A 12,020-nucleotide genomic window follows, 5' to 3' on the forward strand; every position below is an offset into this window, starting at 1 on the left:
GGTCACAGACTTGCCAACTTCCTGCGCCGTACGAGAGCGATGAAGAACGGCGCACCGAAGATCGCCAGAATGATTCCGACCTGAAGTTCACCCGGACGGACGACAACGCGTCCGATGATGTCGGCGGTTATCAACATGATCGCGCCGAGCAGACCCGCGTACGGGACGAGCCAACGGTAATCAGGGCCGGTGATGGCCCGGGCAACGTGTGGCACGACGAGGCCGATGAAGGCGATAGGTCCGCAGGCAGCGGTGGCGGCGCCGGTCAGCAAGGTGATCGCGACAATGCCGAGAGTGCGACTGAAGACAATGTTGGTTCCGAGCGCTTTGGCTACGTCGTCGCCGAGACTGAGGACGTTGAGTCCTGGCGTGCTCGCGAGAGCAATGACGAGACCGACGACCAGGAAGGGAAGCACCTGCCACAACACGTCGAATCCGCGTCCGGACACCGAGCCGACCACCCAGAATCGGTACGCGTCGAGGCTTGCCTGGTCGAGGATGATCACCGCATTGGTCATGGCCTGGAGGAAGAACGCGACAGCGGCCCCGGCGAGAGCCAGGCTGAGCGGACTGGAACCTCCGTTGCCGATGGATGACAAGCCGAATACGACAACACTCGCGATGAACGAACCAGCGAATGCAAACCACATGTACTGACTCGGTGCGGTGAACCCGAACAGGTAGATCGACATGACAACCAAGAACGCAGCGCCGGCATTGAGGCCGAGGAGGCCGGCGTCGGCAAGGGGATTTCGGGTGTGCCCCTGAATGAGTGCACCGACGATTCCCAGCGCGATGCCGACAACCAAGCCCAGGATTGTTCGCGGCGCGCGCAGAGTTCGCACGATGATGTCGGTTTGCGATCCGTCGGAGTTGAAGATTGCATGGAAGATCTCGGCAAAAGTGAGCGGACGCGCACCGACCGCGATGCTGGCAAGCATGACCAACACCAGAAGGACGGTCAGAACTGCAAGACCGATGAGACGACGCCTGCGGGTGGCTGATACCGAGTTGTCGCGCTCGAGTTCGGCGAACCCCTCGTCGCGAGCGGTGCTTTCGCGGACAACGTCGATTCCGGATCGGTTGATCGGGCGCAAGAGTGCGCGTCTGACGCCAATGGGCTGCTTGTTCTGTGCATCCCGGGTGATCAGGCCGACCCAACCTTTTCCGGACGTTCGTCCATTCGTGCCCTCACGGAATCCGAAGTTCCAGATGAGAAGCCCGATAGCGATGGCGATTGCTGTCCCGCCGAACACTGCGCGATCAGCTTCACCGCCGCCGTTGTCGTCCTGCAAGGACTGGACTATGTACCAGCCGATCACGAGAGGGAGCGCGATGATTGCGACGTCGAACAGTCCGGCAAGGATGCGCAATCGGACGGGCGCCGGTCCTCGGGGTACGACACGTCGTCCGTAGTTCTCGCTGGGCCCGCGCGGATGTTCGCTCCCGGGCGTGTCGGTCATGGTCACTGGTGGATCGAACTCCTGGTCTTGGCTCGCAGGGATTTCAGATCTTAGGTTACGGAACCCTATCCCCGGGAACCTCGCGCGGGTTGGTTTCCGGACCGAATATGCGTGCTGAGGCTCACAGATCTTTACTCTTGAATTATGGTGAGGCTAACCTATGTTGAGTGTGTAAGACCCCTACGGCCGATTGGAGTGCATGGTGACCATGACCCTCACCACCGAGCATGTGCAGATTCGTGACTTGGATTTCCGGACTGACGCATTCAGCCGCACCTGCACACGCTTACGGGGGCTCAACCCCGATTACCCGCGCGTGTATGCAGTTGCTGCCATGGCTGGTGAGGGCAAACGCCGATGGTGGAAACTGAGCACCGGTCTGCACAGTGAACGAGTCGAACAGCTGTATTTGCGATCTCTCCAGGACCTGGACAATCCGGAGGCCGCGGCAATCCAGGTTGCGACGTCCTTGATCCACGCCGTTGTCGGCAGGGTAACCGCTTCCATTGTGGCGGAGGGCTCGGCGTGGGATCCAGGTCTCGAGAACCTCTGGATACATATGGACAGCGACAGTGGTATCGACTGGGCAGGCGTGGTTGACGAAACGCTGCGCGTGGCGCCGGGCGGTACCGAGTACGGCCGGGATGGCGTTGTCGGCATGCCCTGTGAGGAAGCGCTTTTCGTCTGGACCGCGCACAGGTGCCTTGGAGCCCTGCATGCAGTGCTCGCCGCTGTATCTCGTTGCGCGCCGATAGATCCCTATCGATTCTGGGGTTTGGTCGGCGAAGCCATCCTGGGAGCAACTGCGTACGTCCCGATTCTCGCGGGTGGCGGCGAAACGGCAGCGCAGCGCCGAGGTCAGGGACTGCTCGACGCATTTGTCGGCGCCGGAGTGCCGGTGCGGTCTCGTCGGAAGATCGCAGTGCGCCCCCGTTGGAATCAATTTGACGAAACGCTTGCTTAATTAGGTAAACCTTGCCTATGATTGAGCAATGCAAAGCGGGGAGAACAACCCGCCGAGTTCAAGAAACTGCCGGACCGCGCCGGAGTCCTGAGGGCTGCAGAGACTCCCGGTCCTTCCCATGGCGGGTTCCGCATCGTCACGATGCGGAACCCGCCTGTTCGTCTTTACGGACCTGAATCGTCGCTCGAGTTACGGCTGGTGTAGGCAAGTAGTCAGCGGCCGCCGCACCGGCGCCACGGGAAACACAGATGGAGAAGGCATGTCCGACACAGCTGACATCGCAGACATGAAGAGCTTGCTGGGAACCGGTTTCGACGCCACCATCGGGCTGGAATACACCGACGTGACACCAGATCGAGTTCGCGCTCAGTGGACGGTCAAGCCGACGCTTCACCAGCCGGCCGGTATCCAGCACGGCGGCGTGTACTGCTCCGTAGTGGAATCACTGGCCAGCATCGGCGGCACGGTGTGGCTGGGGGAGCGCGGACACGTTGTCGGCGTCAACAACAACACCGATTTCCTGCGCGCGACACGCGAAGGGACGCTGACCGCGGAGGCCAACCCGATTCATCGCGGTCGTACATCCCAGTTGTGGGAGGTGCGCATCACCGATGAGCAAGGTCGACTGGTGTCCAAGGGGCAGGTGCGCCTTGCGAACATCACGGACACCTCAGCGATCGGCAACTGACGACGGCGAGGTCCGAGGACAACAAAACGGCGGTGGAATCAGATTCCACCGCCGTTTTCCGTGTCAATCGAGAGGCTCAGCCGGCAGCCTGTTCCGGTTTGCCTTTTCCGCTCTCGACCGCCGCCTTGGATTTGTTGTGTTTCTCCAACTCGCCCATGGCATTTCGCGCGAACACCTGCTGCTCGGTCGACGCCATCTGAGCACGGCCACGGCCGAAGAACGTCACCGTCCACGACAGGATCGTGGACACACGTGAGCGGAAACCGACCAGATACAACAGGTGGATGGCCAACCACGCCACCCAGCCGATGAAACCGCTGATTTCGAGCTTGCCCACCTTTGCCACCGCGCTGAATCGCGAAATGGTGGCCATACTTCCCTTGTCGAAGTACTTGAACGGAACGCGAGTAGTGGGTGCCTGTCCGTCGATCTCGGCTTTGATCTGCTTGGCAGCGTACTTGCCGCCCTGCATCGCAACCTGCGCCAAGCCCGGCAATTTGTCCAGCGACATCATGTCGCCGACAACAAACACGTTGGGATGACCCGGCAGCGACAGATCCGGGTTGACCATGACCCGACCGGCGCGGTCTGTCTCGCCGCCGCTCTGCTCTGCCAGCTGCTTGCCGAGAGGGCTCGCCTGAACACCGGCCGACCACACTTTGCACTGCGACTCGATGCGGCGCAGTGTGCCGTCCTTCTCCTTGATGATCAGTCCGTCGTTGTCGACGTCAGTGACCATGGCATCCAACTGAATCTCGACGCCGAGGCCCTCGAGCGTTTCTGCGGCCTTGCGGCTCAGCTTGCCGCCGTAGACCGGAAGCACAGCGGGCGCACCGTCAAGGAGAACTACCCGAGCCTCACGGGGATCGATCTTCCGGAATGCGCCATCGAGGGTGCGACGCGACAATTCCGCGATCTGACCCGCGAGCTCAACACCCGTCGGGCCTGCGCCGACAACAACAAACGTGAGCAGGCGCGCGCGCTCGGCGGGATCGTCCGACAGTTCTGCCTGCTCGAACGCGCCGAGAATGCGACCGCGCAACTCGAGCGCGTCATCGATTGTTTTCATACCTGGCGCGAATTCGGCAAAGTGATCGTTTCCGAAATACGACTGTCCGGCGCCCGCAGCGACGATCAAACTGTCGAACGGCGTCACGGTAACCCGTTCCAACAGCCGTGAAGTTACGGTCTTCTTCTCCAAGTCGATCGTCTCGACCTCACCGAGCAGTACCTGCGCATTTTTCTGCTTGCGGAGTACTAATCGGGTTGCCGGCGCGATATCGCCGACGGACAGAATTCCCGTGGCTACCTGGTAGAGAAGGGGTTGGAAAAGATGATGGGTGGTGCGCGCAATCATCGTGATTTCGGCATCGGCTTTTTTGAGAGCCTGTGTGCCGAACAATCCACCGAAGCCGGAACCGATCACCACGACGCGGTGGCGGTGCGATTCAACCGACTGGATGCTCATTCCGTGCTCCTCGAGTTGTAGACGACGGTTCTACGGTAGTCCCACCTACGCTGAGGTTCTCTGCGAGTCCGCAAGATGTCCGACTCTTCCGGAATCGATCAAGTGAAGTGTCCCCAGGGTCCTACTTGCCGCATCGGACAAGTAGGAACGGCTGGATGATCGCGCCGAGCGCGAGAGCGCCGGTTTACTGCCGAATCGACAGGATGAACAGGGCGATACAACCGCCTACGAAAACCAAGATCGACAACGCGACAGACGCGTACCCGACGCCCACACCAATTGCTGCCAAGTCCATGTGTTGACCCTCTCCTTTTAATGCCAAAAGTTGGCTCGCTCACATCACGGTACTGATGTGCCGTGGATTCGTCGGCATAACCCCGTCGTGGCGCGCCGGAGCGCACTGTGAATTACGGGTTCCGCCTACGGTCCGATTGGAAGCGCGGATCGCGACGGGCCAGCTATCGTATTGGTCGGTCAGTTATCGCTGATGGTTTGCCGTCGGCGTTGCCGAAAGTATGCAGTCCTCACAGATGTGCCGTGGCGGTCCGGTGTACCGAACGCATGATTCTTGTCGCGACGCGGTAAGCGCTTCGACTGTTCGGCCGAGGTGACGCCCCTCTTGGTCCACCGTTGGAACGGCATCCTGCCTGAAACAGAGTATCTACAAGGGTGATTCGCGATCATGAGAATCTGCCCGAACGTCCAATCGGCGTCCAGGGAATCCCCATTTACAGAATCGGACAATTACGACATAGGGAGAAATGAGGATTGGTTCGGTAATCGAACGAAACCCGCAGAGGGATTAGAAAAGATTGCTGAATTCGACCAAAATCAGCGTTTTGGGTCGGTTTGTTCGCTAGATGGATGCTAGCTTTGTCGCAAACAGGTCAATTGAGCGTGAATGAATGGATTCGGGAGGACACCCGTGGGTGGCGATGCTTTTCAGACTGTTCCGGTAGATCGACGGAAATTTGTGAAAACTGTGCTTGCAGCTTCTGCGGTCACAGTTCCGGTAGTGACGTCCATCAGCCTGGGTGGTGCCGCACCGGCATTTGCATCGGGAGACACACCGAACTTGTCGGGTCTGCCGAATCGTGGTCAGCAAGGACAGAACGGCCAAGGCGGTCAAGGCAGCCAGCCGGGTCAGGGCGACAGCGGATCCGGTCAGCCCGGCAGTTCCGGGTCTTCGGGATCTTCGGGTAGCTCTGGTTCTTCGGGGTCATCAGGTTCGTCAGGTAGTTCCGGATCTTCCGGCTCATCGGGATCCAGTTCGGGTAGCTCGGGATCGTCGGGGAGTTCCTCGGGTTCGGGCGGCACAACAACCACCACGGTGCCGACGGAACCCACCATCCCGGCGGGACCCACCAACCCCACCGAGCCAACAGCTCCGACTGACCCGACCGAACCTACAATCCCGACAGTACCCACAAATCCCACCGAGCCGACCTGATCCTTGTCGATTACGAGGGGCTACCCACACGATGAGTGAGTTCGATGCCGCGCTGCACCGCGCTCTGAAAAAACTTCAGAGCGCGGGCACCGTGAAGGTGAAGGAGACACCGCCTCACGGGAATCCAGTGGATCTGACGATTGCAATTGCGACGTATGACGATTTCGATGGCGCGTATTTCACTATCCACTCGATATTGACTCACCATCGTGAAGTCCTCGATCGAGTCGAGTTCGTGTTGTTGGACAATTTCCCCGAGGGGTTGCCGGCACCGATGCTCGAATCCTTCGCGAAGTACGTGGACCGGTTCCGGTATATACCGTTCACCGAGGTACGTTCGACTGCCGTTCGGGATGTGCTGTTCCGCAAGGCAACTGGAAAGTACGTCTTAGTGCTCGATTCCCACGTGATCCTGTCTCCTGGGTCATTGGAGTCGCTGCTGGACTACTTCGACGCGCATCCGGAAACAGATGATCTGATCCAGGGCCCGATGCTGTCGCAGGACTCGTCACACATCGCGGCCACACACATGGAGCCGGTCTGGCGGCGAGGGATGTTCGGCGCCTGGGGTGTCGATCCGCGGGCGAAGGAAAACCCCGACGTTCCATTCGAGATCCCCATGCAAGGTTTGGGGTCGTTTGCGTGTCGACGTGAGGCGTGGCCCGGACTGAACTCGCACTTCACCGGGTTTGGTGGTGAAGAGGGCTATATTCACGAAAAATTCCGGATCAACGGCGGGAAAGTGGTGTGCTTGCCGTCATTCGGCTGGTTGCACCGATTCGAACGCCCGGCCGGGGTGCCGTATCGCATCAACTGGGACGACCGGATTCACAATTACCTCCTCGGTTGGCAGGAGATCGGTTGGGATGTCGAGTCTGTACACCGTCAGTTCTCCAAACATCTGGGTAACTCGTACCCGTGCATTCGTGAGCGCGCCGAGCGGAGCGTGCAGAAGCCCGAGCTGATCTTCGGTGGTCTGCTCGTCCTGAGTGACGATTGCCGCGTCGCGCCATGGCGGTCGTGCCTAGCCGAGGCCGAGTCGGTCGATGTTGCAGTGCACCGAGTCGTGCCAGCGGAAGACACCGAGGATCCGTGGCGACCGGCGAGTGCGTTTGTCGCAGGAATCGACAAGGCGATTCTGTTGGGCTGGAAGTCCGTGGTCTTCCTGTCGGAACACAACGTCATCGACGGTGCGCTGCCGTACAAACTTCGAAACGTCATGATCGATCTCGCCGAAGACGTCGATTGTGCAGTTATCAACGGGGCCGAAAATGACGTGTCCGGTGCGGTGTTGATCGTGCGCAGTAGTGCCTACGAGCGTTTGCGTGACCGGCTGTCCGACTGCATCACCCGCATGGGTGAGGATGAGTTCTCCCTGCCGGTTTGGCTCGTCTCTGAGGGGGCGAGCGCTGTAACGCTGAAACAGGATCTGGCACGCCGCCGGGCAACCTCCGGCGATGATTCGGTGGCCACCATGGGAGTGGCCCTGGTAAATCTCGATACGGACCGCGAAAGCTGGTCGCACTCGTGGCGGAAGTTCAATCGACTCGCGAACATCGCTGGGGTAGAGAGAATTTCGGCGTACGAGGACCGCGCGAACCCGGCAATCGGATTTGCGGTCTCCTGGCGTCGTGCCATCACACGGGCAGCAGAGAAAGAATGGGGTTCGGTTCTCGTCGCGGCCGACAATCTCGATCTGCTCGATGTGTCGTCGTTGATACTCGACTCAGCACGCACTGAACTCGACAATCTCGAGTGGGACGTGGTGCATCTCGGCCATGATCCGAAGTCACACGACGGAACCCTTTTTGGTGATTCTTCGTTGATTCGAGTCAGCGCGGAAAACCGTGGGGTGCATGCGGTACTTGTGAATTCTCGTGCGTACGAGACGCTACTTGTCGCCATTCCCGATCCTGAATCGCAATCCGCCGAGTTTGCGCAGTGGGCTGGTCGATATCGTTCCCTCGCTGAGTTTGTAGTGGATGCCGGCGCGTCAGGCATGCTGACCTGCCTGTCGTTGTCGCCAGGTATCGCCACCAACCGGACCTTGCTCCGTTCAGGCGCACTCGAATCCGAATACTCACGACGCTTCACACTCTGATTGCACAACACATCCACGGGAGGCTCCCTTGACCGAATTGCTCGTAGACACCCGGCCGCAGCGCGCACACAGCGTGGAAAGCAATGATCTTGCTGACGGAGTTGTTCTCTACGACAGCTCCAGTGAGGTAGCGCATCACCTCAATCCCGTTGCGACCTTGGTCTGGGAACTGTGCGACGGGCGGACTGTCGGCGACATAGTCGACGCTGTCGCCGAAGTCCTCGAAATCCCCACTGTTGAAGCGCAATCCGTTGTCGTTGAAACTTACGGACAGCTGAACACGTCACGGTTGTTGGTGTGAGGTCCTAGGTGACACCTGGCGGTGCGGAGAACATCCGTTCGCAGTACCTATGGGTCGACGCACACGTCACGGGCACCGCGGTTCCCGAAGTTCGCGTCGTCGAACACAAGGTTGCCAGCCCGTGGTCTGCGAACCACCGGGTAGACGCGCACGTTGTGCCCAGCGAATCGGTGCCAGGGCGATGGGATGCGACCATCCGCTCCACAATCGATGCGACCCGTGAAAACCTGGTCGGACTCGACGGTCTGCAGGCCGCCGAGAGTATCTATCGCACCGTGCACCGCGATGTCATGACCGCGGCTCGCATCGACCAGTGGACGCGGTTGCACGCTGCTCTGGTGGATTGTGGCGGCGTGCGGGTGGCGATTGCCGGGCACTCGGGGGCAGGGAAGACCACGCTTTCGTTGGCGCTCGCCCTGCGGGGCGCACAGCTTCACGCGGACGAGGGCGTCTTCATCCGAGGTGAAGAAGCTGTCGGTCTACCGCGCCGCGTCCACGTCAAGGCGGGCACGTTCGATGTATTGCCGGAGATCAGCAGCCGCGAGCTGCTGCATCTGCCGTATGAACCCCCGGTGTGGGCACTTGACCCGACATCATTGCCCACGCCACCTGACGTCGTGGCCGGGTTGCGGGGGATCGATGTGCTGTTGATCCTCGAGGGGTGGAGCGACACGACGCGTGTTGAGCCAGTGCCCACCGCCGTAGCTTTGCAATCGTTGGCCGAACAATCCGCACTGTGGTCAGACAATCACCGGCTGACGCTCCGAAACATCGCAGCGCTGTTGTCGAATACGGCGTGCTTCAGTTTGACCCGCCAGCACCTGGATTCCGGGATCGCGGCCGTCGAGGAATTGGTGGCGTCGTGCGTGACACGCAGTATCTGATCGCGATGCTCGACGCCGAGGACGGCGCTGAGGTCATCCGTTCATGTAGTGATGACGACTGGCCGCGTCTTATCGACGTTGCCGCGCGGCACAAGGCGCTACCGCTACTCGCCGCGGCCGCTGTCGACGCTGAGTTCGCCTCGATTCTGTCTCCGAGTTTTGCAACGATGCTGGCAACATCGACCGCCGACGTATCCAGCCCACAATTGACACTGAGCCTGGTGCATCATCGCAATACGCTGCGAATCGCCGATCTGGAATCTCAGCGGGCTGAACTTCAGGAGATGCTGCGCGACAAGGGGTTTCCCACTGTTGCACTCAAAGGCGCGGCGTTACTCGAACGCAACATCTGGCCCAATCCCGCGGCGCGGCGGATGACCGACATAGATCTGCTTGTCGTGGACCTTGCTCACGCGGTCCCCGCCAACGACGCGATCATCAACCACGGATACCGCATGGTGCGCTCCGACGAGGTGTCCGCAGATTCCATCGATCACGACGACCATCAGGAACCAGCGCTGCTTCGAGACGATCGACATGGTTCCGTCGAAATCCACGCACACCTTCTGCCGCGCTTTGCCCGACACGCGCTCACCCGAGAGCGTGCGGTGCAGAACATCGTGTCGTCGGCCGGCCCGAAACTCGCGCTTGACGATGTGGCCCTGCACGTTATCTCCCATGCCCGCCTTGCCGACCGGGCATTGGTACGCGCTGATCTAGCGCTGAACAGTATTTTCGACGTCGGATATCTACTTGCTCATGATCCGTCGATCGGCCACGCATTGGCGAGCCGCCGGATGGCGCGCGACGTTCGCCGGGCCGTCACCGTGCAGTTGGCAGCCGTGGAATCAGTCTTCGGCACAAGCGTTGTCGGCGTAACTGCGTCGGCACGTCTGTGGTGGCGATGGACGCTGTGGTTGGCGGATCACCCGCGCATGCACTCGCTCTACCGGGATCTGGTCATGGTTCCGCTGTTCCTCGATCGTGATCGACTCTCGATCAGGGCAGGACAGGAGCTGCGCGGAATTTCGCTGGCACGCGCCCGACTGACGTATTTCACCCGCCGCGCGCGGACCGCACTCGGTGACGCGCAGCGCACCTCCGCGCATGCTTAGGGAAGTTCTCTACTTTCTCAGCTTTCTCGTTGATCATGTACAGCAGCTCCGCTAGACAGATCTGCGTTCAGAAGGACTCGAAACCGACCGCCTTAGAGTTACCGGTGGGCGCGCCGGTAACGGACAGAGGACTGCCGCGCGATACCCCAGGTATGACACGAGCGCGGGTTCTGACTGTCGTCGCCACTGTTGTCCTGGCACTGTTCCTCGGCGGTGGGTTCGCTGCCGCCTCGCCGGGTGGACCGGACCCGTACTGGTGGATGGGTCCGCAGGTCCGGCCGTGGCTCGAGCCGATCTTCGTCGGTCTGGCCAACTGGTTCTTCAACCTGCCGCTGGTGCCGTACCTGTCGTAGCCGCCACGGCGCTCCCATCGCCACCTGATGCGTGCAGCAGCTTCGCATTCAGTGGCGGAACACTTCGTGTTGAACTACCCCGCTATGAGGTGAATGTCCGTTATCTTCCTCGGTAATGGTTGCAATCTCGTGGCTGCTCCGCCTCGCGTGCACGGAAGCTGTCACCACGAAAAGGAGTACATCTGTGAATGGTCTCGAAACGCCCGCTCGTTGGTCCCGGACCACCTCGTTGCTTGGAGCCGGCGCACTTGCTGTCGGGATCACCCTCGGCAGTGCAGTTGGTACCGCGTCAGCAGATAGTCCGGTCACCGACTTCGGCAGCGTCTCGTTTTCGGTGACCAACACTGCCGACAACACCGTCTACGACATCAACGCCGTCCTCAACCTACCTGCGGGCACCCTCCCGATAGGGATGATGATCCCGCCGATCGGGGCGCGCGCCTCGGCCCCTCAAGCGGTCAACGACTCCTTTGGCGACTCCTTTGTGGGCACCTCGTTGGACTTCGTTCTGGGTTTCGTTCTGGCTGCGGGTAATTTCTCCTTAACGCCCAGCAACTTCGGATCACCTGGGAGTTCAGGGTGGTGAGCCAGTCCCGACTCACGAATGGGGCCGGTCACCCTTAAGAAGACCCCCTCTCGACGTCAGCCGAGGATATGGAAGATCAGTCGACCACCGGAGCCTCGAGGTGTCGATGGTTCCAGTGTCATCGAGCAGGAACAGGCGCGTCAGGCGTTGCAGGTGCTGCGCGGTGTCGAACCCGACGTGGGGGAGACGCTTGAACTCAAGGTTGCGGGCACTGCGGAGTCGCTACATTTGCCACGTGCAGCATTCGAGTTGATCCGGGATGTGTTGGCGAATATGGCTGCCGGGCAAGGTGTCACGGTCGTCCCGGCGCATGGCGAGTTGACCACGCAGCAGGCCGCCGAGATGCTCAATGTCTCTCGCCCACATGTGATCAAGCTGCTCGACGAACGACAGATCGAGTATCGGTTGGTCGGGCGTCATCGCCGGATCCTCGCATCGTCGCTGATTGCCTATCGGCGGTCTCAGCTTGGCGCCGCGCGCAGTGCCGCCGACGAGTTGGCAGCTCACACGGAAGAGCTCGGGCTGTACTGACGTGACCTTCACCGTGTTGTACGACGCAAACGTGTTGTACCCCAATGTTCTACGAGATGTGTTGATACGGCTCGCGTAGACCGGGCTTGTTCTTGCCCGTTGGACAGACCGCATTC

Annotated in this window: 12 protein-coding genes; 9 read left to right on the forward strand and 3 right to left on the reverse strand. The window is 60.4% G+C overall.

Annotated features, from left to right (window positions below; translation table 11 throughout):
- Positions 1-2 precede the first annotated feature (2 nt).
- Entirely contained in the window at positions 3-1,463 is a 1,461-nt protein-coding gene (locus C7T36_RS22785) for an iron chelate uptake ABC transporter family permease subunit (protein ID WP_084702879.1), read from the reverse strand.
- 208 nt (positions 1,464-1,671) lie between these two features.
- On the opposite strand from C7T36_RS22785, the gene C7T36_RS22790 reads away from it, so the two are divergent.
- Together C7T36_RS22790 and C7T36_RS22795 are read left to right on the forward strand one after the other, a co-directional pair.
- Complete coding sequence (locus C7T36_RS22790) at positions 1,672-2,427, forward strand: hypothetical protein (RefSeq protein ID WP_045068080.1); 756 nt, start codon at positions 1,672-1,674, stop codon at positions 2,425-2,427.
- 259 nt (positions 2,428-2,686) lie between these two features.
- On the forward strand, positions 2,687-3,115 hold the full coding sequence (locus C7T36_RS22795) for a PaaI family thioesterase (protein ID WP_033232047.1): 429 nt from the start codon (positions 2,687-2,689) through the stop codon (positions 3,113-3,115).
- 76 nt (positions 3,116-3,191) lie between these two features.
- Here the strand turns inward: C7T36_RS22795 and C7T36_RS22800 are convergent, their stop codons facing one another.
- Both C7T36_RS22800 and C7T36_RS22805 read right to left on the reverse strand, forming a co-directional pair.
- A complete protein-coding gene (locus tag C7T36_RS22800; protein WP_045067742.1) occupies positions 3,192-4,583 on the reverse strand; it encodes an NAD(P)/FAD-dependent oxidoreductase in 1,392 nt (463 codons plus the stop codon).
- 1,164 nt (positions 4,584-5,747) lie between these two features.
- Positions 5,748-5,957 carry a hypothetical protein gene (locus C7T36_RS22805; protein ID WP_218020267.1) on the reverse strand — a complete coding sequence of 70 codons (210 nt, stop codon included), beginning with the start codon at positions 5,955-5,957 and terminating at the stop codon, positions 5,748-5,750.
- Between the two features lie 107 nt (positions 5,958-6,064).
- Between C7T36_RS22805 and C7T36_RS22810 the strand changes: the two genes are divergently transcribed.
- The 7 genes from C7T36_RS22810 (at position 6,065) to C7T36_RS22840 (ending at position 11,904) form a co-directional block, all read left to right on the forward strand.
- Positions 6,065-8,134 (forward strand): glycosyltransferase family 2 protein, encoded by a 2,070-nt coding sequence (locus C7T36_RS22810; protein ID WP_045067743.1) that lies wholly within the window; start codon positions 6,065-6,067, stop codon positions 8,132-8,134.
- Between the two features lie 28 nt (positions 8,135-8,162).
- Positions 8,163-8,435: a PqqD family protein gene (locus tag C7T36_RS22815; protein ID WP_045067744.1), complete on the forward strand. Its 273-nt coding sequence runs from the start codon at positions 8,163-8,165 to the stop codon at positions 8,433-8,435.
- Positions 8,436-8,443: 8 nt separating this feature from the next.
- A complete protein-coding gene (locus tag C7T36_RS22820; RefSeq protein ID WP_239654730.1) occupies positions 8,444-9,319 on the forward strand; it encodes a hypothetical protein in 876 nt (291 codons plus the stop codon).
- On the forward strand, positions 9,298-10,434 hold the full coding sequence (locus tag C7T36_RS22825; protein WP_045067745.1) for a nucleotidyltransferase family protein: 1,137 nt from the start codon (positions 9,298-9,300) through the stop codon (positions 10,432-10,434). Before C7T36_RS22820 ends, C7T36_RS22825 begins: the two co-directional genes overlap by 22 nt.
- A gap of 152 nt (positions 10,435-10,586) precedes the next feature.
- Positions 10,587-10,787 carry a hypothetical protein gene (locus C7T36_RS22830; RefSeq protein ID WP_045067746.1) on the forward strand — a complete coding sequence of 67 codons (201 nt, stop codon included), beginning with the start codon at positions 10,587-10,589 and terminating at the stop codon, positions 10,785-10,787.
- 184 nt (positions 10,788-10,971) lie between these two features.
- Positions 10,972-11,373 carry a hypothetical protein gene (locus C7T36_RS22835; RefSeq protein WP_045067747.1) on the forward strand — a complete coding sequence of 134 codons (402 nt, stop codon included), beginning with the start codon at positions 10,972-10,974 and terminating at the stop codon, positions 11,371-11,373.
- A 153-nt stretch (positions 11,374-11,526) separates the two neighbouring features.
- On the forward strand, positions 11,527-11,904 hold the full coding sequence (locus C7T36_RS22840) for a helix-turn-helix domain-containing protein (RefSeq protein ID WP_258190631.1): 378 nt from the start codon (positions 11,527-11,529) through the stop codon (positions 11,902-11,904).
- Positions 11,905-12,020: the final 116 nt, after the last annotated feature.

Origin of the sequence: Rhodococcus sp. AD45-ID (assembly GCF_003023755.1) — a bacterium.
Classification (GTDB): Bacteria; Actinomycetota; Actinomycetes; order Mycobacteriales; family Mycobacteriaceae; genus Rhodococcus_F; species Rhodococcus_F globerula.

Bases quoted from the DNA above. Each gene is read 5' to 3' on its own strand.
- C7T36_RS22810 (WP_045067743.1), top strand. From the start codon at position 6,065: ATGAGTGAGTTCGATGCCGCGCTGCACCGCGCTCTGAAAAAACTTCAG.
- C7T36_RS22790 (WP_045068080.1), top strand. From the start codon at position 1,672: ATGACCCTCACCACCGAGCATGTGCAGATTCGTGACTTGGATTTCCGG.
- C7T36_RS22800 (WP_045067742.1), bottom strand. From the start codon at position 4,583: ATGAGCATCCAGTCGGTTGAATCGCACCGCCACCGCGTCGTGGTGATC.
- C7T36_RS22785 (WP_084702879.1), bottom strand. From the start codon at position 1,463: ATGACCGACACGCCCGGGAGCGAACATCCGCGCGGGCCCAGCGAGAAC.
- C7T36_RS22830 (WP_045067746.1), top strand. From the start codon at position 10,587: ATGACACGAGCGCGGGTTCTGACTGTCGTCGCCACTGTTGTCCTGGCA.
- C7T36_RS22795 (WP_033232047.1), top strand. From the start codon at position 2,687: ATGTCCGACACAGCTGACATCGCAGACATGAAGAGCTTGCTGGGAACC.